Genomic DNA, 24,619 nt, shown 5'->3' on the forward strand with positions numbered 1-24,619 from the left:
GGATATCTGGAGCCGAGTTGTCGACTTCGGTCGTGTGTGTCTGTGTCACCGTGTTACCCCCGGGCTGAACTGCGGTGTCGTCGGATGATGTCGCGGCAGCCGATCGGCACCTGCCTCATCCGGTGATCTCGCGGCAGGCACGGTAGAAGTCGGACCAGTCGGGGCGTTCGCGGACAACGGCTTCCAGATATTCGGTCCAGATGACGGCGTCGGCCACCGGGTCCTTGATGACCGAGCCGAGGACCGCGCCCGCGATATCGGAGGCGCGCAGCGTGCCGTCACCGAAATGGGCCGACAGGGCGATGCCGTTGGTGATCACCGAGATCGCTTCGGCGGTGGACAGGGTGCCGGAGGGGGATTTGAGTTTGGTGCGGCCGTCGGCCGTCATGCCGGAGCGCAGTTCCCGGAAGACCCGCACGACGCGGCGCACCTCCTCGGCCGCGGCGGGGACGGTGGGCAGTTCGAGTGCCGAGCCGAGTTGTTCCACGCGGCGGGTGACGATCGCGACCTCCTCGTCCTCATTGGCGGGTAGCGGCAGCACCACGGTGTTGAAGCGGCGGCGCAGCGCGGAGGAGAGGTCGTTGACGCCTCGGTCGCGGTCGTTCGCGGTGGCGATGACGTTGAAGCCCTTGGCGGCCTGTACCTCCATACCCAGTTCCGGTACCGGCAGCGTCTTTTCCGACAGCACGGTGATCAGCGCGTCCTGCACGTCGGACGGGATGCGGGTGAGTTCCTCGATACGGGCGATCGCGCCGCTGCGCATCGCGGTCATCACCGGTGACGGGACCAGCGCACCCTCGCTCGGGCCCTCGGCGAGCAGGCGCGCGTAGTTCCAGCCGTAGCGGATCGCCTCTTCGGCCGTGCCCGATGTGCCCTGTACGAGCAGCGTCGACGCGCCGCTGATCGCGGCCGAAAGATGTTCCGATACCCAGGTTTTCGCGGTACCGGGAACGCCGAGCAGCAGCAGCGCCCGATCGGTCGCCAGGGTCGCGACCGCAACCTCCATGAGCCTGCGCGGCCCGACGTATTTGGGGGTGATCACCGTGCCGTCGTCGAGTGTGTCACCCAGCAGATAGGTGACCACCGCCCACGGCGACAGCTGCCAGGACGGCGGACGCGGCCGATCGTCGAGCGCGGCCAGTGCCCGCAGTTCGTCGGCAAAAGCCTGTTCGGCGTGCGGGCGCAACAGCTCCGGCGTCGTATCGGTGGTGGTAGTGGTCGTCACTGCAACTCCTCGAGCATCATCGAGCGGTGGTTGAGGTCATGGGCGAGCTGATCGAAGGCTCGCTCCCAGTTGGGGTCGGCGCATCGCCGAGCCACCACGGTGGCCGCCCGCGCCGCGCTGACGGGTAGGTGCACGGCCGCCGCGGCCAGCAGGGACCGATGTGCGCTCGGGCTGCTGCCGTGCGCCTCGGGGCGTTTGGCCGCGGCACGCGCGCGTTCGAACAGCAATAGAATCAGGTGTTGGGCAAGGGGTTCGGGCCACGGATGACCCATGGCGGGCAGCAGCGCCTCCAGTTCCGAGAGCCATGCGCCGTCGAGTTGGAGTAGGTGCCTGGTGCGATCGGGCATCGGCAGCAGTGCGAACAGTTCGCGTCGCCGCAGCATCGCCAGATCGGTCGGCACCCCGGCATCGAACAGCGCCCGCGCCCAGGTCGGATCATGTTGTGCCAGTGCGGCATCCACCCAGCCGTCGAACAGCGGCTGCCGGAACCGATCGACGATCTTGGCCTGGGTGGCCTTATCCGGCGCACCGAGTGCGGACTCCCAGTGTGCGAGCGGCGTCGCGGCGACGAGCTGCCGCAGCCGCCCGGCGCGCAGATCCGGTTCGCCATCCCATCGGTAGGTGAACTCGACGGTGCGGTCGGTGATGCCGTCCCTGCGGTCGGCATCGTCGAGCTCTTCTGGAACGCGTACGACCAGATTCGGATGCAGCAGCTGGTGCTCGACCGCGACCCAAGCGTCAGCCCGTCGCGTCATGCGTTGTGCGAATGCCGAATTCGGCAGCAGCGGTAGCAGTCCCGCCGCGATCCGCCGGACATCCGATCGTCGATCGTTCAGTGCCGTTTCCAGCAGTGGTTCATCGGCGGCCGAAATCCCGTCGGCGAGTACGGCAAGCAGTTCCGCCTTCAAAGGACCGGATTCCTGCGGCCAGGACGCGGCCAGTGCCGCCCGTGCCGCGTCGACATCTCGACGACGCAGCTCGGCCAGCCATTCCCGACGCTCGGGTGGTTGGCCGAACTGCCAGCTCTGGTCCGTCGGTGCATCGGAATGTCCTTGCCGCACCAGGTCGCGCCAATCCGGATGCCGGTCGGCCAGCCATCGACCGCGGGTTCCGGCCAGGCGCAGCAGTGGCTCGCGCAATTCGGCATCGGCTTTCGCCCGCTCGAGCAGTAGCCCACAGAGTGCGTCGGGGGCGCGGTAGTCGAATGGTGTTGCGGCAGAGAACCATTCTGGGAGGAAGGCGGACCGGTCGCGCAGCAGTCGGGACAGGCGGGCGGCCGCGGCCCGTGGCAGCAGTCGCCGCGTGTCATCCTCGGCGGGTTCCGGTCGGGTCGCCGCGGCGACGGATACGCCGCCGCGTGCGAAAGCGCCACGTAGCGCGGCCGATTCGAGCAGTACCAGCGCGGGATCGGTGCGCAACCGCGTCGCCGCCGCGGCGACCGGGGCTTCGAGCCGCGCGGGATCCAATGCCCTGCGGGCCGTACCGAGCAATGCCGCCGAGGTCAGATCCTCCGACAGCGGGGCGGCAGGCGAATTCGACGCTTCGCGTGTCGCGTACTCCGCGCTGCCGACATCGACGATCTCACCCGCGGTTAACGCCGAGATCGGGACCAATCCGGCCACACTCCACTCGGCGGCCAGCGTCACCGGATGCCCGCCCGACACCCCGAGTAGCCGCCACGGCTGCTCGGTGGCCGCGACGGGTAGTGCGGTGCCGTCGGATTCGGTGATGTACCAGCCGTTTTCGGTCGACACCGGCACGACATCGGTGAGCAGCACCGGATACGACCGCAGCCAAGGATCACCACCCAGCGCCTCGGCATGCTCGTCCAGTGCGGCGGCGATCGTCGCATCGGGAACCGGCAAGGTGGTGAACGGTTCGGCCGCGCCGTACCGCTCGCCCCACAGGGCCCGCAGCGGCGCACCGCCCGGGTAGTAGTGCAGCTCCGCATCGGCCATCATGCCGGGCAGCGGCACCTCCGCCGAGAAGTTCGGCGCACCGAAGGAGTGTTCCAGCAGCACCGCCCAGCGCCGAGTCCGCCTGCCGTACAACCAGGTTCGGCGGGTATAGAGCCGCTCCTCCTCACTGGCGCGGATGCCGAGGACCTGCCACTGGTCCCGCACCGCCGGTTCGGCGCGCACGGTCTCGGCCGGTGTCGGATAGCCGATATGGGTGCGGACGCTGGCCCGCAGTTCGGGGGACAGCTCATCGAGGTGACGGTGCGCGGCGATCAGCAGATGCAGCCTGGCGTATTCGGCCAGCACGACATCGGGCCAGTCCGCCCGGCTCACCACGGTGGTCGGCAGCTGGCGCAGCGTGGCGGCGATGCCGGGCGCTTGCGCGTCGACCATCCGCGCCGCGATCGCCTCGAAGGCGCGCAACGAGCGATCGGTCTGTGCCAGCCCGGTGCGCACCTGATCGCCGAGCCAGACGTCGAGCTCCTCCAGACCCGCTGTCACGCGCACCCGCCGCTGTTCGGCGGTCGCCGGGTTCGCCGTGCGGGTCTGTGGGTCTTTGGCGGGCTGGGCGGCGCGGGCCGCACGTGCGTTGATCCATTCCGCCGCGAAATCCGCGATCGTCGCCGCTTCGGTGACCGCGCCGCCCGACCAGTTCAGCAGGAGCGACAGGGCGTGCTTGCACGGAAACTTGCGGCTGGGACATGAGCACTTGTACGCGGGCCCCGCCAGATCGATGATCGTTTGATAGGGCTTGGCTCCGCTGCCTCGGCACAGGCCCCACAGGGCGGTGTCCGACCGGCCGGTGTCGTGCCAGCGCCCGGCGAGCTTGCGCGCGGCGGACAGCGAACTCGCATCCGGCGCCAGCGCGTTGACCTGGTCTTCGGACCACGGCGCGGTCATGTGACTGCTCCCGCATGGTTCATCCGGCGGCTCCGGATCGACTGTTCGTCATATTTCCCCCGTTTCTCGGTTGACGGATTTCTACCGCAGCCCACTGACAAGTTGGGTGGTGAACGGGCTTTTTTCCTGGAAGACGCTGCGCGAACGCCATATTCGATGACGGCATAGTCTTGCGCTGATTGTCCGGTTCTGGCATTCTGTTCTGTTCGGCTCCGACCGAGCCACCCAAATCGGGTGACACACCATCGAGCTGCCCGCCGGGGTTGGCGAGGGGTGGACATCGAGCGGGGCCCAGCCTGTTCGATGGCCATACCATCCCCGCGGGCAGATTCGCACCACTGCCTCGACTCGCTCGAACCGGTACCGCTGTGCGCGAGTTCGCCACCATCGGGTAGCGTTTCGTTCAGCTTTCGACAGTGATACCCGGTACGGGGTTGGAGGACTTGCCGCGGTTCGGTGGTGTAGGGGGTTACCCATGCGTTCAGATCCCGGAACCGATCCTGCGACGACGGTGCCGCGGCTGAGCGAGGTGGTATCCCGGCGGCTCGCCGCCGATCCCGTAGTCACCCCTGATGTCGCGCACGCGGTGCTCCGAGCCCTCGGCGGCAGCGAATCCGATGACCTGGCAACCGAATTCGACGGCTCCGGCATCTTCCTGCGCGCGATCCGAGTGCGCGGCTTCCGCGGCATCGGACCCGAGGTGACGCTCGAGCTGCCGCCCGGCCCCGGACTCACACTGGTGGTCGGCCGCAACGGAAGTGGTAAGTCCAGTTTCGCCGAGGCCGCCGAACTGGTGCTCACCGGTAGCAATCGCCGGTGGGACGGCCGCTCGGCGGCCTGGCGCGAGGGCTGGCGGAATCTGCACGACGGCGCGTCGGCGCGCATCGAACTCGAATTGCTCACCACCGGGGCCGATCCCGAACTGACCATCGCCAAAGAATGGGCGCCGCAGGCGGATCTGGGCCAGGCGCACTGGACCGAAAGGCGACCCGAGGCCGCGCCAACGGATTTCGATGGCGCGCGCTGGGCGGGCCTGCTCGAGCTGTACCGTCCCTTCCTGTCCTACAGCGAACTCGGCGCGCTCGTCGACGGTAAGCCGAGTGACCTGTTCGATGCGTTGCACCGGTTGCTCGGTCTCGACGAATTGACCGTGGCGCAGGAGCGAATTCGCACGCGCCGACTGGGACTCGAACGCGCCGTGCGGGATTCGCGCCAAGAACGGGTCGAGCTGGTGGCCGCGCTGGAATCGGTGGCCGACGACCGCGCGGTCCGGATGGCGGCGCTGCTGCGCCCGGATCGACCCGATCTCACCGCGATCGGTCGTGAAGTACTCGGCACGGCTGAACATCCGGTCGGTCCGGATGGGTTGCGGGCGATCGTGCGCCTGGCCTTGCCCACCGGCGCCGAGGTCGAAGCGATCGCCGTACGCCTCGAACAGTGTCGTGCCGTGCTCGCACGCGATTCGACCGCGGACGCCGAGGCCGATCTGCGGGTGCTGGAATTGCTGCGCCGGGCGCGCGAACACGTTGCCGCCAGCGGGGAATGCGCGTGTCCGGTGTGCGGGCGCGGGGAACTCGACGCGGCGTGGTTGCGCGGTGCGCAGGCGTCGATCGCCGAGCTGACCTCCCGGGTCGAGGCGCTCGCCACCGCACGGGATGCGCTGCGGCACGCCGTCCGTGAGGCGCGCGCACTGCCGGAACATATTCCGCCCGAGCTGGATTTCGATCCGCGCAACCCGCCGACCGTCGACACCACCGCGGTACGCCGAGCCTGGACGGACTGGGCGGCGCTGACCGGCGCCGACTACTCCCCAGAGCTACCCGATCGACTGCGCGGTGCGCACGCGCGTCTGGTCGACGAGCTCGAGCTGTTACAGCAGGGCACCCGTAAGGAATTGAACCGCCTCGACGAGGTGTGGTCGCCTTTGGTGCCACGCATCACCGGCTGGCTGGAAGGGGCACGCGCGGTCGTTGCGAACGGCGGTGAACTGCGGACTCTCAAACGCGCCGAGGACTGGCTGAAATCCGCGACGGCCGGATTGCGCGGGGAGCGGATGGCGCCGCTGGAGACCACCGCGCGCTGGGTCTGGCGCACGCTGCGTCAGCAGAGCAATGTCGAGCTCGGCGCGATTCGGTTGCAGGGCAACGCCGGAACCGCGCGCCGGGTGCTGCTCGATGTCACCGTCGACGAGGTGGACGGGGCCGCGCTGGGGGTGATGAGCCAGGGCGAGCTGCACGCCCTCGGACTTTCGCTGTTCCTGCCGCGAGCGACCGTGGAGGACAGCCCCTTTCGCTTCGTCATGATCGATGATCCGGTGCAGGCAATGGATCCGGCGAAGGTGGACGGGCTGGCCAGGGTGCTCGAGGTGATGGCGTGGACACGGCAGGTGATCGTGTTCACCCATGACGAGCGGCTCGCCGAGGCGGTGCGGCGGATGCAACTCGACGCCAGCGTGCTCGAGGTGCAGCGGCGCGAGCGCTCGGTGGTGGAGGTGCGGATATCCAGCGACCCCATCCGCCGCTATCTCGACGACGCCCGCTCACTGGTACGGACACCGCAACTGCCACCGGCGATCGCCGACGAATTGGTTGCCACCTGCTGCAGATCGGCCGTGGAAGCGGCGAGCCTGGCCAGAGCGCGCCGCAATCTATTGGCCGCTGGCATGGACCACCGCGACGTCGAGCGCCATATCGAAGCCGCGCAGACGACGCGCGCGATGGTCGCCCTGGCCGTAATGGGTATCGAGGGCCGCGTCGACGATCTCAACAAACACCTTGCCCGCGAAGGGAAATGGGTCGTCGGCGCACTGCGCGATGCCACGGCGGGCGCACACGTGCCGATCGGACGGGATATGCGCGACCTGATCGCGGACACCGAGAAGTTCGTCGGATGGTTACGGCGATGAGCAGGTGCTGTGCCGCGGTCTCGGCAGCTCGGCGGCTGCCGTGAGCGCGCCGGGTGGCGCTGCGGGCGGGTCGCGCAGCGGTGGTGATGATGCAGGGGGACCGGGCGGTGATAGCGCCGGGGGGCCGGGTGTGCCGAGTGGTGCGGACGGTCGGCGCGGCGGGGATGGACCGGGCGCGCGGCGGAAGACCCAACGGCGGGGCGGAACTGGCGGGCGGGGCGGTGGCCGTTGGCAGGGCGAGGCAGGTCGGCGTGCCGAGGTGGGGCGGAAGGGCGGCGCGCGTAGACAGGGCGCAGCGGTGCGGCCGACTCCACCGCGGCCGACCGTGGCGGAGCGGTTCGATGCCGTGGATCGGCTGCTCGACGGGTCGGTGACCGATGCCGACGGGCTGTGGTCGCGAGCAACCGTGTGGATCCTGCGGCTCGCACTGGAGCAGTCCGTCGACGAGTTGTGGCTACGGGTAGCACCGGAATTGGCACGCTGCCCGATGCGTGCGCAGCTACTCGCATTACGCGCATTCGCAGGTGACGACACCGCCGCACAAGTCGCCACGGTGTGGGCAGCACTGTCACGCGCCGCCCATCACCACGATTACGAACTAGCTCCGAGTGTCACCGAACTACGCCGCTGGCGCGACCAAACCGCCGCCATCGCCATCGCCCTCTCCACATCCGCCACTCGCTGACCGCGTATGAGCCAGCCGCGAGGGCGTCGCCGTCGCGCGGTAGATCGACGCATCGTCAGTCGTCGGTGCTGTTGTGCCGCAGCGCATTCGCATCGCGGAGTGGTTAGAGCATGCCGAACAGGCTGAGGATGTCGCCCAATAGCGAGAAGCTGGTGGAGGCGAGGGAGGAACCGGTACTCAAGATGTTCAACATCAGTCCCATGGTGGGCTCCTTGATCGGTGCCGGCAGTTGCGCCTATGCACACCGTGATTCGTCGCCGAGGAGTTGCCGGATCGCCGATCTTGCCGCACTCGAGGCGACACTCCGAGCGACACGCCACGTTATTCTGTATATCCCCAATAACATCCAAGTCGCCGAAACTTTGCCTGGCCGCTGAGTTTCGAAACCTCTTCGCGCTGAAGCGTCTCGGCCAACCTGGGTTATCAAGATCGGCTGTGAGCTGAGGCGGCTCGCCGCGTTCGGTGCCACCTATCTCGGTGACTCGTCGTAGGGCCTATCTCGCTCGCCCCGCACCTCGGCCCGATGCCCCCATGTCCGCAGCGGTTCGCGCGGCGAGCAAGATTCGGGATATGGACGAATCGCGGCCGTGCCCGTGTAAGCGTGGGGAACCGTTCGGTCGGTGTTGTGGACCGGTGTTGGCGGGGGAGCGGCCAGCGGCTACGGCTGAGGCACTGATGCGTTCGCGCTATACCGCATTCGCGGTCGGCGATGCCGAGTACCTGCTGCGGTCCTGGCATCCGCGCACCCGTCCGCAGACGCTCGAGCTGGATCCGGACCAGCGCTGGCTCTTTCTGGAGATCCTGCGCACCGAGCGTGGCGGACCATTCGACGATGCGGGCACCGTCGAGTTCATCGCCCACTACCGCGCTGGCGGACGACGCGGATCCCTGCACGAGGTCAGCAGATTCACTCGAGTGGATGGCGCCTGGGTCTACCTCGACGGCGTCATCGAACCATGACGGGTAGCGTGCCACCCATGCCACGTGTCGCGATCGAGTACTGCACGCAATGTCGCTGGCTGCTGCGTGCGAGCTGGATGGCACAAGAATTGTTGAGCACCTTCGCCACCGAACTCGGTGAGGTGGCCCTGATCCCGGGCACCGGTGGCGTCTTCCGCATCACCGTCGACGATGACCAGGTCTGGGAGCGCAAAGCAGACGGCGGTTTTCCCGATATCGCCGTGCTCAAACAACGCGTACGCGACCGCGTAGCCCCCGACCGTGACCTCGGTCACGCGGACGCGCGTGACTGATCACCACGCCAACGCGAACTGCAGTGTCGTTCGCGGACCGGCGATGACCGCTGAAACTATCGTGACATCCGCTGAACCGGGCGACTGATCCCAGCCGTTGCGGCCTGCGCGAGCGTGATATCGAACACTCCGATCACCCGCGCCCGAACCATCGGCGAATCAGCAGCCGCAGCCGCCACCGCAGCACCCACCACCAGCGGGCCGCGGCGCCGGAGCCGGTGACGGTGCGCCACCGCCAACCCTGCTGACCGTGGCAAATGTGGTCAGCAGCTTGACCGTGTCGTCGTGACCATTGGGGCAGGCCGCCGGATTCGAGGCCTCCGCCATCGGGCGGTTGACATCGAAGGTGTCGCCACAGCTGCGGCAGCGGAAGCTATAACTCGGCATCGGCCCAGCGTAGCGCCCGGGTGCGGTGATGCGTCTTACCCGTACCACCGTCCGGTTGGACGTACTCTCGATAAGAGATCGCTAGGTTGCTGGACCCGGCTGGAGCAAACTCACAGCGCACTGCCCGGGTCGTAGGCGGGAGGTGCGGAAAGACCATGAGCGAGCGCAGCGAGCGAATCATAGGCGCAGCCACGCGAGTGGGCATGACGGAGCCGAGCGCCAGCGAGGTGCAGTCATGAGCACTCAGTTCGATACCGAACTGGACTCCGAGGTCGGCGACACCGAGCCGGTAGCGCAAACGACCTGGGGCCGGGTGAGTGGACGCTGGGACGGACCCGTCGCGGTGTGGCGCAGCATTCCGTACGCATCCACGCCGGTGGGGCCGAACCGGTTCCGGCCACCGCTGCCGCCGCGGCCATGGGACGGCGTCCGCGAATGTAGGACCTTCGGCGAGATCGCACCGCAGACGATGGGCAATATGGTTCCGGTCGACTCCGATCTGCGGATGGGGGAGGACTGCCTGTGGCTCAATGTCTTCTCGCCCCGCAGTTCCGCCGATACGGGTGCGCCGCGGCCGGTGCTGGTGTGGCTGCACGGCGGCGCCTACTGCCTCGGCACCGCGGCCCAGGGCATCTACGACGGCCGCAAGCTGGCCGAAGCCGGTGACGTCGTGGTGGTGACGGTCAACTATCGGCTCGGTGCGCTCGGCTTCCTCGATCTGTCCTCGCTGTCCAGTGAATTCACACCCAATCTCGGTCTGCACGACCAGATCGCCGCGCTGGAGTGGGTGCGCGACAATATCGCCGCATTCGGCGGCGATCCGGGCAATGTGACCCTGTTCGGTGAATCGTCCGGCGCCGGATGCGTTACCGCATTGCTGACTTCGCCGCCAGCAGCCGGGCTGTTCCACCGGGCCATCGCGCAAAGCCCGCCCGCGACAACGGTTTTCGGCCAGGAGCGGGCCGCCCGTGTCGCGCAACGCTTTCTGGAACTGATGGAACTGCCATTCGTCCGCGCGAATGAATTGCTGGAGTGCCCGATCGAACGGATCGTGTCCGCGGCCGGCGTACTGCTCGACGAGATTCCGTTGCAGGAGCCGGGCAGGCTGGCCGCCGCGCCGGTCGTCGACGGCGATCTGGTCCCGACCTATCCGATCGACCGCTTCCAGCGCGGCCACTCACATCGCGTGCCGCTGATCATCGGTACCAATAAGGACGAGGCGTCCCTGTTCCGCGTGCTGCGTTCGCCGATCATGCCGGTGACCCCCGACGCGGTGAACGCGATGCTGCGCGACGTGGCTGCCAACCATCCCGATATGTCGCCCGAGCGCATCGCCGAAATCACCTCGGCCTACCCGGATCTCGCGAAAACCCGTGGTGCGCTGGCCATGTCGACCGATGCGGCCTTCCGCATGCCGGCCCACTGGGTCGCCGACGGCCATGCCGCGCACTCGCCGACCTGGATGTACCGCTTCGACCATGCGACGCCGATGCTGAAGGCAGCCCGCGTCGGCGCCGGTCATGCCACCGAATTGCCTTATGTTTTCGGCAATTTCGGCACACTGAACCACGACCCCACCTTCTGGCTCGGCGGCCGCAAGGTGGCCATGGAGGTCTCCGGCCGCATGCAGCGCCGCTGGCTCGCCTTCGCCACGCACGGCGTTCCCGCCGCACTCGACGGTTCCAAACACTGGCCTCCTTACCGCCCCACCACCCGCCCCACCCTGCTCATCGACAATATCGACCGGGTAATCGACAACCCGGACCGCGACTTGCGCACCGCTTGGGGCGAACAGGCCGTCGGCTTCAGCTGAGGATCGCCGCAACGTGTGTGCTGGGTGCGGTCGTCATACCGAACGGGATTTCGGTTCGGGGGCGGTGCGCAGGTGGGCACGTTCGCCCTGTTTGCCGAAGAGGCTGAGGAATTCGACCGGTTCGGAGTCGGCGGTGCCGAACCAGTGTGGGACGCGGGTATCGAATTCGGCGGCTTCGCCGGGGGTGAGGACGACATCGTGTTCGCCGAGGATCAGGCGCAGACGTCCGTTGAGGACGTAGAGCCATTCGTAGCCCTCGTGAGTTTTGGGGTCGGGTTCCTTGCGGCTGGTGGCGGGAATGACGAGTTTGTATGCCTGGATACCGCCCGCGCGGCGGGTCAGGGGCAGCATGGTCATGCCGTGGCGAGTGACCGGGCGTAGGTGGATGCGCGGGTCGCCGGTGGGTGGCGCGTCGACCAGTTCGTCGAGGGTGACGCCGTGTGCCCTGGCCAGGGGCAGCAGTAGTTCGAGTGTTGGACGGCGGGCGCCGGATTCGAGCCGGGACAGGGTGCTCACCGAGATGCCGGTCGCCGCCGACAGTTCGGCCAAGGTGGTTTCGCGCTGGCGTCGCAGCACGCGCAACCGAGGTCCGACCGCGTCGAGTGCATGGCCGAGGTCGTTGTCCATGCCGTCAGTTTGCCATATCGGCAAGTTTGTTTGCCAAACTTGCGGTCGGTCCCGCATGGTCGTCGGGAGGAGGTGGTCATGGTGATCGATCAGCTGAACAACGACTATGACGTGGTGGTGATCGGCGGCGGCGCGGCGGGATTGAGCGGCGCGCTGATGCTGGCCCGGATGCGACGTTCGGTGGTCGTATTCGATGCGGGCCATCCGCGCAACGCCCCGGCCGAGGGCGTGCACGGACTACTCGCCCGCGACGGGACCCCGCCCGGCGAGTTGCTGGAGCGTGGTCGCGCGGAGGTCCACGGCTACGGCGGCCAGGTGGTGGGCGGCGAGGTCACCGACGTGGTGCGCGATGCGGAGGGTTTCACGGTGACCGTCGACGGCCGATCGGTGCGGGCCCGCCGACTGTTGCTGACCACCGGGCTGGTCGATGAGCTGCCGGAGGTGCCGGGGTTGCGCGAGCGATGGGGCCGGGATGTGATCCATTGCCCGTACTGCCACGGCTGGGAGGTTCGCGATCTGGCTATCGGCGTGCTCGGGACCGGGCCGATGTCGGTGCACCAGGCGTTGCTATTTCGTCAGTTGAGCGCCGATGTCGTCGTCTTCTCGCACACCATGGCACCGCTGACCGCCGAGCAATCGGAGGAGTTGGCCGCCCGCAGTATTCGCGTGGTGGACGGTGCGGTGACCGCACTGCACATCGTTGACGACCGCATCGCCGGAGTCCGATTGACCGATGGCACCGTGGTCGCCCGTGATGTGGTGACCGTTGGGTCGCGCATGGTGGCCCGCGCGCCGTTCCTCACCAGCCTCGGACTGCGCCCGACCGAACACCCGGCCGGGGTGGGCGAGTACATCCCCACCGACCCGACCGGCCGAACCGATGTCCCCGGCGTCTGGGCGGCGGGCAATGTCACCGATCTGATGGCTCAGGTCGGGGCCGCTGCGGCGGCGGGCGCGGCCGCGGCAGCCCAGATCAACGCGGATCTGGTCGCCGAGGAGACCAGCCGAGCAGTCGCGGCATACCGGGAACCGTTCTCGGTGGGGACCGAAGCGCAACTGTGCGAGGTGGTGATGGGCGATCGTCGGCACGGCATCTGACGTCTTTCGGCTGCGCCGAGCAGCCCCGGTCGCCGAGGACTCCCGCTAGCGGACTCGGAACCCTTCTCGGTGGAACGCGCCTGGTAGGCGGTCACCGCCTACCAGGTCTCGGCCGGAGTCGAAGCGCGCCGGTACGAACGGGCAACCGGCGATCGCCACGGCTTGTAGCGCGGTGAAACGATGACCCTCATCGAGCTCGGACCGCAGTCGGAGCTCAGACCGCAGTCGGTTCAGGGGCGGGTGCGCGGCGGCCGAGGCGGACCGGCATCCGCTCGTATCCGTGCAACGTGAACAACTGTCGACGTTGCGGCGGCCCGTCGAACTGCAGGTCGGGGAAGCGGTCGAACAGCGACCGCAGCGCGAACGTGGCTTCCATGCGGGCCAGGCTGGCACCGAGACATGCGTGTATACCGCTGCTGAATGTCAGGTGCTCCTTGGCATTTGCGCGGCCGACATCGAAGACGTCGGGATCGGCGAAGACCGCAGGATCTCGGTTCGCGCCCGCCAGCGACAGCACGACCGTACTGCCCTTGTGCAGCCGCACACCCTCGAGTTCCAAGTCGGTCGATGCGATTCGTGCCGTCGTCTGCACCGGAGCATCGATCCGCAATACCTCTTCGACCGCGTTCGACCAGAGGTCCGGTTCGGCCCGCAACCGATCCAATTGTTCCGGGTGCGTGACCAATTGGGCGACGCCATTGCCGATCAGATTGACCGTGGTCTCGAATCCCGCACCCATCAGCAGGCTCGCACTCGCCTTCAATGCGTAGTCATCGAGTTCACCTGCGGTGACCAGGCTGCTGAGGATGTCGTCCCCCGGCTCGCGGCGCAGGCGCACGATATGCCCGTCGAGGTAGTCGTTCATCAACTCCATCGACCCGAGCGCACGACGGAACGCTCGCCAGGAGATGCCGACGTCGAGCAGCGGCGTCATCCGATCCCCCCAGTCCAGGAACACCTTGCGGTCCTTTTCCGGGAATCCGAGCATTTCCGAGATGATGGCGATCGGCACCTGCGCGGCATAGGACTCGATCAGATCGGCCGAGCCACCCGATGGCAGCGCGTCGAGGAGTTCCTCGGTCACCGTCTCGACTCGATCGCGCAATCTGCCGATCGCGCGCGGGGTGAAGGCCGATGCGACCGGCTTGCGCATCCGCGTATGCTCCGGCGGGTCGATGACCAGCATCGACGGCGGCTCGACCGGGTTGGGCGGTAACGGAAGCCGTTGGGCGAGCAGTTGCAACGGCTTGGGGATATTGAAAGTGTCGCTGGTGCGAACACCGAACCGGTTGTCCCGCAGGACAGTTCGGCACAGATCGTAGTCGAAGCTGGCCCACGCGATCGGGGTGCGCTGCAGCCGACCTCGGCCGCGCAGTTGCTCGATCAGTGGGTAGGGATCGGCCAAGCCGTCCGGTCCGCCCATCAGTTGGGCGAATGGATCACCGCGCCGCGCCTGCGTGCGCAGGGCCAACCGTGGCGCACCCTGCACCGACAACCAGCGGAACCAATATTGCGGCTTCATCTCTCACCAACCCCATCGTTGCGCGACAATTCCACCGTACGCACTGCTCGGCCGGGGTGGAACGTCCCATGGTCGGACGCCCACCTATACCGGGGTAGGAGGTCAGCCGCGCTGCGCGGTGACCCGCTCGGATTCGATGCGCCGCTCGCGCAGGGCCGGATCGGGATTGACCACCTGCACCAGCGCGGCACCCGCGACCAGCACCGAGACGAATCCGTCGATCAGTTCGGCGGCGGTATCCCACGACGTGCTCGACAGCACCCGGTCACCCTCGGCGAACCCCTGCCGCAGTGCGGACTTCCTGGCCTCGGCCAGCACCTCCGAAACCGGCATGCCATCCAGCGCCACCCCGGTGCCGCGGGGCAGGAAGTGGTCCCCGTGCACTCGCACGGACGTGGCGAAATCGGTGATGCCGAGCGGCAGATCGCGCACCGGCATCCCGAAGGCGTCCAGCGATAGCGCGGCGACCTCCGCGATACCGTCGGTCTCATCGAGTCGTTCGGCGGTGGCCAGCGCCAGATCGGCGTCCGGATCGGGCCCGAGCACCACCTCGGTCCCGGCCCACCAGCAGCCGAGCAGGACCGCCGCGGTCTGCCAGTGTGCCGGCAGCAGCACCGCGACCCTGGCGCCCGGGCTCAGCCCGAATTCGTCGCGAATCAAATTGGCGGTCTTGGCCGCCCAGTTCGCCAGCGTCAGCCCGGATAGCTCGATCCGGGCACCGGTGGCATCGTCGTAGTAGGTGACGCGCGGACCCGTGGGATCGCGCTCGAGGATCGGATCCAGCACCGCCTCGGTGAGGGTCAGTGCGTGGTCTCGGTCACGCATCGGTCAATTCGCGCATGGTTAGTTCACGCATTTCGGTCCGTTCTGGCCTGCGTCGATCGGTGGGGCGGGCGGCACGGGTGTTGCGGTGCTCGACGTTGTGGAGAAGTCGAACACGCGGCCCGCGCCCGAGCCCGGACCAGAATAGTCGCTTGCCAGTATGACGCTGACGGAATCGGAGGACAACGAAGTATCGGAGACGATGCTCAGCCCGCCGAGTGCCTTCGCGACCGCCTTGGCCTTCGGATTCGAGGTATCCGCCACAAGGACTCGGCTGCTGCTGACACCGAGCCCGGTGTAGTTGCCGACCAGCCCCTCCTGGAATCCCTTGGCTGTCAATGCCTGTGCCACCTGACGGGCCAGCCCGCCGACCCCGCTCGCGTTGAATACGCTGACGCTCACCGACGCCGGATCGATTGTCGGCTCGGCATGATCGTCCGACTTACCATCGACCAGCCCCGCCACATACGACTTGACCGCCTTCGGATCGACCCGCACGACCGATTCGCCATCGCTGGTCGTGTCGTTGAGATCGGCGACCGGCACCGTCTCGAAACTGACCTGACCGCCTGTCAGATCCTTCAGCTGCTGCAGAAACGCGAGCACATCCCAATTGTCGTCCAGCACAACGGTGCGCCCTACCGCCTCACTGAGATTCTTCAACTTGCCGGGATTGCTGAGCGTTTTGGCACTGAGCACCCGGCCGACCAGCTGCGCCATGAAGACCTGCTGGCGCACGATCCGGTCCAGGTCACCGCGCGGCAGATCGTGGCGCTGACGCACGAAGCTCAAAGCCTTTGGGCCGTCGAGCTTCTGGCGGCCCGCGGGGAAATCGGCGCCGGACATCCATTCGTCGGCCGGATTGTTCAGGCAGACCTCGACCCCGCCGACCGCGTCGGTCAGCAGCACGAAGCCGAGCAGACTGACCTCGGCGTAATGATCGACGGTAATGCCGGTGAGATTGGCGACGGTCTTGATCAGCGCCTGACGGCCCGCCTGGGTGGACTGTTTATCCGCGTCGGCCTCCGAGACGCCCTGTTTGACCAGCTCGAGCCGCTTAGCCTCCTTGGTCGAGCCATAGGCCGAGTTGATCTTGCCCATGCCGAGGCCGGGAATGTCGACATAGGAGTCGCGCGGAATGGAGATGGCGGTGGCGGAGCGGCCGTCGTTCGGGACGCGGATCAGCACGATGGTGTCGGTATTGGTGCCGACCTCATCGCCCGCGTGCAGGGTGGCGCGCTCGCTATTGCTGAGGGGATTGCCGTGTGCGTCGGTGCGGCTGTCCACGCCGACCATCAGGATGTCGACGGCGCCGTCGCTGCCGCCGCCGAGCCCGAGGCCGCCGATGCGCTCGATATTCGAGATCAGCGAGTCGACACTGTGCCAGGCGAATCCGGTAATGAGTAGGACCAGCACCGCTCCTGCCGCGATGAGCGCGCGCAGTGGTCCGACGCCGCCCTCGGTCCCGGATGGTTGCGACGGCACTGTCGCCCTCTCCTTCTGCCGCACCACTGCTTCCTCTCGCCGAACCGGGCATCCATCCCGAGCACCACTGTGCTCGCCGAGCGCTCCCGGCTGATGTTCTGCCTGTGCAGCGCCGGTTTCGTCGAAGGCGACACGTCGCTGACTCGACCGCCCCGCCTCCAGTAGCCCCCGTCTTCGTTGCGTCAAGGCTAGCCAACGGTTATCCGAGCGGACCTCAACCGCAGGTGTCACGGCGTGCCAGACTCGTGCCCGTGACCGCGATATCGTCCTCCTCGACCGCAGCCGCGCGCCTCGTCGTGACCGGGGCGGGCGGGCAGTTGGGGCGCGAACTCTTGCGCCGCGCACCCGCCGCCCGCGCCTTCGGTCACGGTGCGTTGGACATCACTGACGCCAGCGCGGTGCGTGCCGTGCTCGAACCGGGTGATGTGGTGCTGAACTGCGCCGCCTTCACCGCCGTCGACCAGGCCGAATCCGATCCCGATGCCGCCTTCGCCGGTAATGCGACCGGACCGGCCGTACTCGCCGCGGCCTGCGCGCGGGTCGGCGCCCGGCTGATCCATATTTCGACCGATTACGTGTTCGCGGGTACCAACGACAAGCCGTACGACACCGAGGACCCGACCGATCCAGCGACCGTGTACGGCCGTTCCAAATCGGCGGGCGAGCAGGCCGTGCTGGAACTGGCGCCACACGCTCATGTGGTGCGCACGGCGTGGGTATACACCGGGCGCGGAAGCGATTTCGTCGCCACCATGGTCCGGCTGGAACGCGAACGTGACACCGTCGACGTGGTCAGCGATCAGCTCGGCTCCCCGACCTACGCCGCCGATTTGGCCGAGGGACTTCTGGAATTGGCGGGTCGCCCCGACGCACCCCGGGTCCTGCACGCGACCAACGCCGGCCAGGCCAGCTGGTTCGACTTCGCGCGGGCGATATTCGCCGGACTCGGCGCGGACCCGACTCGGGTCCGCCCGTGTGACTCGACCGCATTTCCGAGACCCGCACGGCGCCCGGCATATTCGGTGTTGTCCAACCGTTCCTGGGCCGATGCGGGACTGACACCGCTGCGGCCATGGGAGGCCGCACTCGGGGACGCGCTGTCGAGGTTGTCCGGCTAGGCTGGGCGGTCGTGAATGAGCGTCAGCGAGTGAACCGAAAGCACAGCGCGCCTTCGCGCACGGCGGAGCCGAGCGTCAGCGAGGCGCAGTCGTGAGCGATTCTGTGGCCCCCGGTGGGCTTGTCGTCGTCACGGTGACTTATTCACCTGGCGAACACCTCGAGCACTTCATCACCACGCTGGCCGCTGCCACCAGCGAAAAGCCGCAGGTGATTCTCGCCGACAACGGGTCGGTCGATGGGACGCCGGAGCTGGCGGCGGAGGCGAACTCGCACGTGCGACTGCTACGGACCGGCGGCAATATCGGCTACGGCGGGGCGATCAACCGGGCGGTCGCGGAGATCGATCCGAGCGTCGAATTCATCGTCATCTCCAATCCCGATATCCGCTGGGGCGCCGATTCCATCGACAAACTGCTCGCCGCCGCGAAGCGCTGGCCGCGGGCGGGCGCGATCGGGCCGATGGTGCGCGAACCCGACGGCAGCGTCTACCCCTCCGCGCGCTCGGTCCCAGGCCTGCTCGACGGCGCCGGACATGCCATTCTCGGCACGGTGTGGCCGTCCAACCCGTGGACGCTGCGCTACCGCCAGGACAACGAGGAGATCTCCGAGCGGGCCGTCGGCTGGCTGTCCGGGTCGTGCCTGCTGGTGCGGCGCGCGGCCTTCGATTCGATCGACGGCTTCGACTCCCGCTACTTCATGTACATGGAGGATGTGGACTTCGGCGACCGGATGGGCAAGGCGGGCTGGCACAACGTCTTCGTGCCCGACGCCGAGGTCACCCATGCCAAGGGGCATGCGGCAGGACGCCATCCCGAGGTCATGCTGCCCGCCCATCACGCGAGCGCATACCGATTCCAGGCCGATCGGCATCCGCACTGGTGGCAGGCACCGTTGCGGCTCGCGTTGCGCACCGGACTTGCGATCCGTTCCCGAATTGCGGTTCGATCTGCGCTGCGTCAACAGGCGCGGGAAGCTCAGGGCTAGCGTCACAACTTCGGCACGCAATGGTGCCCGGCGCGTGTCGCTGGGTACTGAAACTGGTGTCGAAGGATGTCTCGGGCGCACCAGCGAGGACGATCCACTGTGAACAGGGGAGCATGATGGCAGGAAATGCAGGCACCGACGCCGTGATTCTGGTCGGCGGTCAGGGCACGCGGTTACGTCCGCTGACCCTGTCGGCGCCCAAGCCGATGCTGCCGACGGCCGGGCTGCCGTTCCTCACCCACTTGCTCGCCCGCATCGCCGATGCCGGGATCAGCCACGTTGTGCTCGGCACCTCGTTCAAGGCGGAGGTCTTCGAGGAGCACTTCGGCGACGGTGCCGAACTCGGTCTCGAGCTCGAGTACGTCACCGAGACCGAACCGCTCGGTACCGGCGGCGGGATTCGCAATGTGCTGCCCAAGCTGCGCGCGGACAACATCATGGTGTTCAACGGCGACGTGCTGGGCGGTACCGATCTCGGCGCGATCCTGGACACCCACGAGTCCACCAACGCGGATGTGACACTGCACCTGGTCCGGGTGAGCGATCCGCGCGCATTCGGCTGCGTACCGACCGACGAGGACGGCCGGGTCACCGCCTTCCTGGAGAAGACCCAGGACCCGCCGACCGACCAGATCAACGCCGGTTGCTATGTCTTCCGCCGCGAATACATCGAGAAGATCCCGGCAGGTCGCCCCGTCTCGGTGGAGCGTGAGGTCTTCCCGGCGCTGCTCGCCGAGGGTGCCCGCGTCCAAGGTCATGTCGACTCCTCCTACTGGCGCGATATGGGCACCCCCGAGGACTTCGTCCGCGGCTCCGCCGACTTGGTTCGCGGCATCGCCCCCTCCCCGGCTCTGCCCGGCCAGCGCGGAGAATTCCTGGTCCACGAGGGCGCTGGTGTAGCACCCGGCGCCCTGCTGATCGGCGGTACCGTCGTCGGCCGCGGCGCCGAAGTGGGCGCCGGAGCCCGCCTCGACGGCGCGGTGCTGTTCGACGGCGCCCGCATCGAAGCCGGTGCCACCGTGGAACGCTCCATCATCGGCTTCGGCGCCCGCATCGGCCCCCGCGCCCTCGTTCGCGACGCCGTCATCGGCGACGGCGCCAACGTAGGCGCCCGCTGCGAACTACTACGCGGCGCCCGAGTCTGGCCCGGCGTAGACATCCCCGACGGCGGCATCCGCTTCTCCACCGACGTCTGACACCGAGCCACATCTCGCATTTCGGCGTGAGCGCGAGCTCGACCATGCGCGGCGAGGTGTGGCCCGTCCGGACATGCAGGAGTTGGGATCAGCCGTGATCAGCGTGGAGTTTCCCGCATACATGACAGATTCGATGTGGGGTAGGAAGTCGATCCGCGCTCACGCCGGGCGGATCTTCCAGATGTAGCGGGTTTTGGGGCGGCCGGCTCGGCCGTAGTCGGATTTTCGGTCGACGAGGCCGTCGTCGGCGAGCTTTTCGAGGTAGCGCCAGGCCGTGATGCGGGAGACGCCGACGGTGGTGGCGGTGTCGGCGGCGGTCAGTCCGCCGGGGGCGTCGCGGACGGTGCGGGAGATTTCGTCGAGGGTTTGCGGTGCAACGCCTTTGGGGGCGGTGGCGCGCTGGTCGGAGGTGCGTAGCGCGCCGAGGGCGCGGTCGATGTCCTGTTGGGAGATGGCGGATTCGCCCGCGGGGAGGGCGGTGCGGAATTCGCGGTAGCGTTCGAGTTTGTCGCGGAAGGCGGCGAAGGTGAACGGTTTGAGGAGATAGAGGACCACGCCGTAGGAGACGGCGGTGCGCACCATGGCCAGGTCGCGGGCCGAGGTGATGGCGATGACATCGGGGCGGGGCGCGAGGCCGGTCAGGGCGGCGGCCACATCGAGGCCGCTGGCGTCGGGCAGGCCGATATCCATGAGTACCAAGTCGATCGGTGCATTCTCGGCGGCCGCATCGGCGGCGGCGCGCATGGCCTCGCGGCCGGTGTGCGCGACGGCGACCGGGGTGAAGCCGGGAATGCGCTCGACGTACGCGCGGTGCGCCTCGGCGATCAATGGCTCGTCCTCGACGATCAACACTCGGATCATCGCGCATCCTTTCGCGGAATCGTCACCGTCACGGCGCTTTCCGGATCTCGCTCGGTACCGATCACGCCGCCGTGACGGTCGACCAGTCGGTGTACCAGCGCCAGGCCGAGGCCTTGGTGGTCGGCTTTGGTGGAGTAGCCGCGTTCGGCGGCGCGAGCGAAGGCTTCCGCCGACATCCCGGGTCCGCTGTCGGCGACCCGCACGAACAGCACCGAGTCCCCGTCCTGCGATCGCACTGCATCGAACGCCGCGGTCAACTCGATCGCGAGCGCCGGATCCGCCGCTGTCGTCGGATCGCCGATGACGTCCGAATTCTGTTGGCGCACGGTAACTTCCACCCATCCCCCGGCGCCCTCGGTGGCCGCGTCGATAGCGTTGTCGATCAGATTGCCCACCAGCGTCACCGTCTCCTGTGCAGACAGCGGCGCGGTCGAATCGAGCGCCGTGTCCTCGGTGATCGTCAGCTCGATGCCGCGTTCGGCGGCCTGGTTGACCTTACCGAGCAGCAGCGCCGCGAGTGCCGGGTCGCCGACCGAGGTCAGCAGCCGATCGATAAGGGCCTGGGACAGTTGGAGTTCGGCGGTCGCGAATTCCACCGCCTCCCGGTAGCGGCCCAATTCCACCATGGTGATCACGGTGTGCAGTCGGTTGGCCGATTCGTGCGCCTGTGCGCGCAGCGATTCCGCGAATCCGCGCACCGAGTCGAGTTCGCCCATCACGGTGCGCAGTTCGGTGTGGTCGCGAATGGTGATCACGGTGCCGATCGGCCGCCGTTCCCAGGTGACGACATCCTGATTGACCAACAGAATCCGATCGGTGGTCACGTGCATCTCGTCACGGACCACACCCCAGCTCATGCGCTGCATCGAGATCGGCAGATCGCCGTGTTCGACCACACCGTCGGGCAGATCGAGCAACCTGCGCGCCTCATCGTTGACGACCTCCGCGCGCTCACCGGTCGGGCCGAAGACCACCAGCCCCTCGTGGATCGAATGCAGCACCGCGTCGTGCTGTTCGTACAGCGTGCGCAGCTCGTCCGGCGCGAGGCCGTGCGTCTGGCGGCGGATCCGGCGACTCAACAGGAAGGATCCGGCCGCCGCGACCGCGAGGCCTGCGGCGGCGACGCCGAGGATCAGTGGCAGTTGCGTGCCGACCTGTGCGCCGATCCGTGCTCGGGTGACACCGGCTGAGACCAACGCGATGATGCGCCCGTTCTCGTAGACGGGGGTGACCGCGCGGATGGAGGGACCGAGCGTGCCGGTGAAGGTCTCGGTGAAGGTCTCCCCGGCCAGCGCCCGATCGATATTGCCGCTGAACGGCTGCCCGATGCGCTCGGGCATGGTGTGGGTGTACCTGGTCCGGTCCGGCGCCATCACCACGATGAAGTCCATACCGGTCTGGATCCGGGTCCGTTCGGTCACCGGTTGTAGCAACGCGGTGGGATCGGGGGTGTGCAGTGCCTCGATGGTGGAGGGGGCCTGTGCGACGGCCACCGCGACATCGGTGACTTCCCGTGCGGTGGTCACATCGCTGTCGTGCCTGGCGTCCAGCACCGCTAGGACCGCTCCGATGGCGATGACCAGCCCGAGCACCACGAGCTGGAGCACGAAGGCCTGTCCGGCCAGCGATAGCCGACCGTGTCCCCCGTGTTTCTCACCGCGCAACACTGTCTTTCCCTCGAACCATTGAACGTAATGCACCAAAGCGTGACCGCGGTCACCTCTAGCCGCCAACATTGTGCACGTGAGGGCGTGAGCCACCTCACGCCGGTACCACTGAAGAGGACTTTTCCCGCTATGAGCGATGTGCAGAAACGACAGCCGCGCGACCGCACCCACTGGCTGTACATGGGTGTCATCGTCGCCGTAATCGCGGGAATTCTGGTCGGCTGGCTGGCGCCCGAATTCGGTCAGGACGTGGGACCGCTCGGCACCATGTTCGTCAATCTGATCAAGATGATGATCGCGCCGGTCATCTTCTGCACGATCGTGCTCGGCATCGGATCGGTGCGCTCGGCGGCCAATGTCGGCAAGGTCGGTGGGCTGGCGCTCGGGTACTTCCTGGTGATGTCGACGGTCGCGCTCGCCATCGGTCTGGTCGTCGGCAACCTGCTCGAGCCGGGCTCCGGCATGAATATCGCCAAGACCGCCAAACAGGGCGCGAAGCTGGCAGATCAGGCGCACGCCGCGGGCGGCACCTGGGACTTCATCCAGAGCATCATTCCGACCACCCTGGTCTCCTCGCTGACCACGGGCAGCGTGCTGCAGGCGCTGTTCATCGCGATGCTGGTCGGGTTCGCGTTGCAGGCCATGGGCACGACGGGGGAGCCGATTCTGCGCGGTATCGCGTCGCTGCAGAAGCTGGTGTTCCGGATCCTGTCGATGATTCTGTGGCTGGCCCCGATCGGCGCGTTCGGCGCGATCGCGAATGTGGTCGGCAAGACCGGCCTGGACGCGGTGAAGCAGTTGGCGCTGTTGATGGTCGCGTTCTATCTGACCTGTCTGGTCTTCATCTTCGGGGTGCTCGGCGTGCTGCTGTGGGCGGTATCGCGGGTGTCGATCTTCAAGTTGGTCCGGTACCTGGCCCGGGAATACCTGCTGATCCTTGGCACCTCGTCCTCGGAGTCCGCGCTGCCGCGGCTGATCGCGAAGATGGAGCATCTCGGCGTCGAACGGACCACCGTTGGTGTCGTTGTGCCGACCGGATATTCGTTCAATCTGGACGGCACCGCCATCTACCTGACCATGGCGTCGCTGTTCATCGCCGATGCGATGGGCAAACCGCTCAGCATCGGTGAGCAGGTCGGCCTGCTGCTGTTCATGATCGTCGCGTCCAAGGGGGCGGCCGGAGTCACCGGCGCGGGTCTGGCCACGCTGGCGGGCGGGCTGCAGAGCCATCGCCCCGAACTGCTCGATGGCGTCGGCCTGATCGTCGGCATCGACCGGTTCATGTCCGAAGCCCGTGCGTTGACCAACTTCTCGGGCAATGCCGTCGCGACCGTGCTGGTCGGCACCTGGACCAAGACCATCGATCTGGAGTGGGTCCAGTCGGTCCTCGACCGCAAACTGCCCTTCGACGAGCAGACCATGGTCGACGATGGCCACGGCCCGCGGACACAGCAGGAGCCCGACGCCGTGGACATGGTCAAGGCGTAGTGCCTCGTCCGGAAAGGTCGACTAGGAGATAAGCCGTGACCGCCGAAAGATGGTTCCCGCCAGAAGATGATCTGCACCTGCGGATCTGGATGGCCGGTGTGGTCTTCGATTACACCGCCACCGCGGCAGCGGTATCCAATCTGATCCACGATTGGCGGCGAAAACACTGGTGCACAATCGAATTGATTCGCGAAACCGTCGAAGAATGCCGGCTGCTACCGCGTCTGCCGTGCGAGCGCTTGTTCATCGGGCCGTAACCAGCAGCGCCGACCGAGCACCGCGACAGAAGATGTGGCACCGAACTCTTCGACTACCGGGTCAACCTTTCCGGATCTAGCTCTTCTCGAAATACGAAGGGGTCCTGCAAGATTGCAGGGCCCCTTCGTGGTGTGCGGCTCAACTGGCCCACTTCTCCGGGTTCAGGTGGTGCTGGGTGATCGCGGTGGCGTGCCCATGCCCGAAGCCGTGCTCGGACTTCAGCCACTCGACGAGTTCCTTGTGCGACTTCAGGTTCGAGGCGACCATGGCGGCCTTCCAGTCGTCGATGGCGCGGCCGTATTCGGCTTCGATCGACGGGAAGTAGGACGTGGGGCCCTTGGGCTTGGTGGTCATGTTCGTCTCCCG

The 24,619-nt window shown here is 67.3% G+C and carries 21 protein-coding genes; 11 read left to right on the forward strand and 10 right to left on the reverse strand.

Annotated elements, in window-relative coordinates:
* Window positions 1–115 precede the first annotated feature (115 nt).
* Together ACQP1G_RS08070 and ACQP1G_RS08075 are read right to left on the reverse strand one after the other, a co-directional pair.
* The gene (locus ACQP1G_RS08070) at window positions 116–1,225 is read right to left on the reverse strand and encodes an ATP-binding protein (protein WP_433200243.1); all 1,110 of its coding nucleotides are present in this window, start codon (window positions 1,223–1,225) and stop codon (window positions 116–118) included.
* Window positions 1,222–4,083: a DUF5691 domain-containing protein gene (locus ACQP1G_RS08075; protein ID WP_433200246.1), complete on the reverse strand. Its 2,862-nt coding sequence runs from the start codon at window positions 4,081–4,083 to the stop codon at window positions 1,222–1,224. Before ACQP1G_RS08075 ends, ACQP1G_RS08070 begins: the two co-directional genes overlap by 4 nt.
* Before the next feature lie 475 nt (window positions 4,084–4,558).
* Between ACQP1G_RS08075 and ACQP1G_RS08080 the strand changes: the two genes are divergently transcribed.
* From ACQP1G_RS08080 to ACQP1G_RS08095, 4 genes are all read left to right on the forward strand, one after another.
* A complete protein-coding gene (locus ACQP1G_RS08080) occupies window positions 4,559–6,988 on the forward strand; it encodes an AAA family ATPase (RefSeq protein ID WP_433200249.1) in 2,430 nt (809 codons plus the stop codon).
* 298 nt (window positions 6,989–7,286) lie between these two features.
* Window positions 7,287–7,673 carry a hypothetical protein gene (locus ACQP1G_RS08085; protein ID WP_433200252.1) on the forward strand — a complete coding sequence of 129 codons (387 nt, stop codon included), beginning with the start codon at window positions 7,287–7,289 and terminating at the stop codon, window positions 7,671–7,673.
* A gap of 570 nt (window positions 7,674–8,243) precedes the next feature.
* On the forward strand, window positions 8,244–8,633 hold the full coding sequence (locus ACQP1G_RS08090; protein ID WP_433208279.1) for a YchJ family protein: 390 nt from the start codon (window positions 8,244–8,246) through the stop codon (window positions 8,631–8,633).
* Window positions 8,634–8,650: 17 nt separating this feature from the next.
* A complete protein-coding gene (locus tag ACQP1G_RS08095) occupies window positions 8,651–8,926 on the forward strand; it encodes a SelT/SelW/SelH family protein (RefSeq protein WP_433200255.1) in 276 nt (91 codons plus the stop codon).
* A 159-nt stretch (window positions 8,927–9,085) separates the two neighbouring features.
* Here the strand turns inward: ACQP1G_RS08095 and ACQP1G_RS08100 are convergent, their stop codons facing one another.
* Entirely contained in the window at window positions 9,086–9,313 is a 228-nt protein-coding gene (locus tag ACQP1G_RS08100; RefSeq protein WP_433200258.1) for an FmdB family zinc ribbon protein, read from the reverse strand.
* Window positions 9,314–9,548: 235 nt separating this feature from the next.
* Between ACQP1G_RS08100 and ACQP1G_RS08105 the strand changes: the two genes are divergently transcribed.
* A complete protein-coding gene (locus ACQP1G_RS08105; RefSeq protein WP_433200261.1) occupies window positions 9,549–11,126 on the forward strand; it encodes a carboxylesterase/lipase family protein in 1,578 nt (525 codons plus the stop codon).
* A 33-nt stretch (window positions 11,127–11,159) separates the two neighbouring features.
* On the opposite strand, the gene ACQP1G_RS08110 is transcribed toward ACQP1G_RS08105, so the two are convergent.
* Window positions 11,160–11,753, reverse strand: coding sequence for a helix-turn-helix domain-containing protein (locus ACQP1G_RS08110; RefSeq protein WP_433200264.1), 594 nt, complete (start codon window positions 11,751–11,753; stop codon window positions 11,160–11,162).
* 78 nt (window positions 11,754–11,831) lie between these two features.
* On the opposite strand from ACQP1G_RS08110, the gene ACQP1G_RS08115 reads away from it, so the two are divergent.
* Window positions 11,832–12,851: an NAD(P)/FAD-dependent oxidoreductase gene (locus ACQP1G_RS08115; RefSeq protein WP_433200267.1), complete on the forward strand. Its 1,020-nt coding sequence runs from the start codon at window positions 11,832–11,834 to the stop codon at window positions 12,849–12,851.
* A gap of 214 nt (window positions 12,852–13,065) precedes the next feature.
* On the opposite strand, the gene ACQP1G_RS08120 is transcribed toward ACQP1G_RS08115, so the two are convergent.
* The 3 genes from ACQP1G_RS08120 to ACQP1G_RS08130 form a co-directional block, all read right to left on the reverse strand.
* Window positions 13,066–14,373 carry a cytochrome P450 gene (locus ACQP1G_RS08120; RefSeq protein ID WP_433200270.1) on the reverse strand — a complete coding sequence of 436 codons (1,308 nt, stop codon included), beginning with the start codon at window positions 14,371–14,373 and terminating at the stop codon, window positions 13,066–13,068.
* A 102-nt stretch (window positions 14,374–14,475) separates the two neighbouring features.
* Window positions 14,476–15,198 carry a TIGR03089 family protein gene (locus ACQP1G_RS08125; protein ID WP_433200273.1) on the reverse strand — a complete coding sequence of 241 codons (723 nt, stop codon included), beginning with the start codon at window positions 15,196–15,198 and terminating at the stop codon, window positions 14,476–14,478.
* Between the two features lie 18 nt (window positions 15,199–15,216).
* A complete protein-coding gene (locus tag ACQP1G_RS08130) occupies window positions 15,217–16,680 on the reverse strand; it encodes an LCP family protein (RefSeq protein ID WP_433200276.1) in 1,464 nt (487 codons plus the stop codon).
* Window positions 16,681–16,931: 251 nt separating this feature from the next.
* Here ACQP1G_RS08130 and rfbD point away from each other — a divergent pair, with 251 nt between their 5' ends.
* From rfbD to ACQP1G_RS08145, 3 genes are all read left to right on the forward strand, one after another.
* Entirely contained in the window at window positions 16,932–17,798 is an 867-nt protein-coding gene (gene rfbD, locus ACQP1G_RS08135; protein ID WP_433200279.1) for a dTDP-4-dehydrorhamnose reductase, read from the forward strand.
* A 91-nt stretch (window positions 17,799–17,889) separates the two neighbouring features.
* Complete coding sequence (locus ACQP1G_RS08140; protein ID WP_433200282.1) at window positions 17,890–18,783, forward strand: glycosyltransferase family 2 protein; 894 nt, start codon at window positions 17,890–17,892, stop codon at window positions 18,781–18,783.
* A 116-nt stretch (window positions 18,784–18,899) separates the two neighbouring features.
* Window positions 18,900–19,979 (forward strand): sugar phosphate nucleotidyltransferase, encoded by a 1,080-nt coding sequence (locus tag ACQP1G_RS08145; protein WP_433208282.1) that lies wholly within the window; start codon window positions 18,900–18,902, stop codon window positions 19,977–19,979.
* Window positions 19,980–20,138: 159 nt separating this feature from the next.
* Here ACQP1G_RS08145 and ACQP1G_RS08150 read toward each other — a convergent pair whose 3' ends face one another.
* Together ACQP1G_RS08150 and ACQP1G_RS08155 are read right to left on the reverse strand one after the other, a co-directional pair.
* A complete protein-coding gene (locus ACQP1G_RS08150) occupies window positions 20,139–20,840 on the reverse strand; it encodes a response regulator (RefSeq protein ID WP_433200285.1) in 702 nt (233 codons plus the stop codon).
* Window positions 20,837–22,507 carry an ATP-binding protein gene (locus ACQP1G_RS08155; protein ID WP_433200288.1) on the reverse strand — a complete coding sequence of 557 codons (1,671 nt, stop codon included), beginning with the start codon at window positions 22,505–22,507 and terminating at the stop codon, window positions 20,837–20,839. Before ACQP1G_RS08155 ends, ACQP1G_RS08150 begins: the two co-directional genes overlap by 4 nt.
* Window positions 22,508–22,636: 129 nt before the next feature.
* Between ACQP1G_RS08155 and ACQP1G_RS08160 the strand changes: the two genes are divergently transcribed.
* Window positions 22,637–23,995: a cation:dicarboxylate symporter family transporter gene (locus ACQP1G_RS08160; protein WP_433200291.1), complete on the forward strand. Its 1,359-nt coding sequence runs from the start codon at window positions 22,637–22,639 to the stop codon at window positions 23,993–23,995.
* Window positions 23,996–24,030: 35 nt separating this feature from the next.
* The gene (locus ACQP1G_RS08165) at window positions 24,031–24,252 is read left to right on the forward strand and encodes a hypothetical protein (RefSeq protein WP_433200294.1); all 222 of its coding nucleotides are present in this window, start codon (window positions 24,031–24,033) and stop codon (window positions 24,250–24,252) included.
* A gap of 139 nt (window positions 24,253–24,391) precedes the next feature.
* Here ACQP1G_RS08165 and ACQP1G_RS08170 read toward each other — a convergent pair whose 3' ends face one another.
* Complete coding sequence (locus tag ACQP1G_RS08170) at window positions 24,392–24,607, reverse strand: DUF4287 domain-containing protein (protein ID WP_433200297.1); 216 nt, start codon at window positions 24,605–24,607, stop codon at window positions 24,392–24,394.
* Window positions 24,608–24,619 lie beyond the last annotated feature (12 nt).

This window comes from Nocardia sp. CA-107356 (genome assembly GCF_050946365.1).
Taxonomy (GTDB): Bacteria; Actinomycetota; Actinomycetes; order Mycobacteriales; family Mycobacteriaceae; genus Nocardia.

Coding starts and splice junctions, on each gene's coding strand:
- ACQP1G_RS08170 (WP_433200297.1), bottom strand. CDS start 24,607: ATGACCACCAAGCCCAAGGGCCCCACGTCCTACTTCCCGTCGATCGAA.
- ACQP1G_RS08095 (WP_433200255.1), top strand. CDS start 8,651: ATGCCACGTGTCGCGATCGAGTACTGCACGCAATGTCGCTGGCTGCTG.
- ACQP1G_RS08120 (WP_433200270.1), bottom strand. CDS start 14,373: ATGAAGCCGCAATATTGGTTCCGCTGGTTGTCGGTGCAGGGTGCGCCA.
- ACQP1G_RS08090 (WP_433208279.1), top strand. CDS start 8,244: ATGGACGAATCGCGGCCGTGCCCGTGTAAGCGTGGGGAACCGTTCGGT.
- ACQP1G_RS08110 (WP_433200264.1), bottom strand. CDS start 11,753: ATGGACAACGACCTCGGCCATGCACTCGACGCGGTCGGACCTCGGTTG.
- ACQP1G_RS08115 (WP_433200267.1), top strand. CDS start 11,832: ATGGTGATCGATCAGCTGAACAACGACTATGACGTGGTGGTGATCGGC.
- ACQP1G_RS08125 (WP_433200273.1), bottom strand. CDS start 15,198: ATGCGTGACCGAGACCACGCACTGACCCTCACCGAGGCGGTGCTGGAT.
- ACQP1G_RS08080 (WP_433200249.1), top strand. CDS start 4,559: ATGCGTTCAGATCCCGGAACCGATCCTGCGACGACGGTGCCGCGGCTG.
- ACQP1G_RS08075 (WP_433200246.1), bottom strand. CDS start 4,083: ATGACCGCGCCGTGGTCCGAAGACCAGGTCAACGCGCTGGCGCCGGAT.
- ACQP1G_RS08100 (WP_433200258.1), bottom strand. CDS start 9,313: ATGCCGAGTTATAGCTTCCGCTGCCGCAGCTGTGGCGACACCTTCGAT.
- ACQP1G_RS08105 (WP_433200261.1), top strand. CDS start 9,549: ATGAGCACTCAGTTCGATACCGAACTGGACTCCGAGGTCGGCGACACC.
- ACQP1G_RS08145 (WP_433208282.1), top strand. CDS start 18,900: ATGGCAGGAAATGCAGGCACCGACGCCGTGATTCTGGTCGGCGGTCAG.
- ACQP1G_RS08150 (WP_433200285.1), bottom strand. CDS start 20,840: ATGATCCGAGTGTTGATCGTCGAGGACGAGCCATTGATCGCCGAGGCG.
- ACQP1G_RS08160 (WP_433200291.1), top strand. CDS start 22,637: ATGAGCGATGTGCAGAAACGACAGCCGCGCGACCGCACCCACTGGCTG.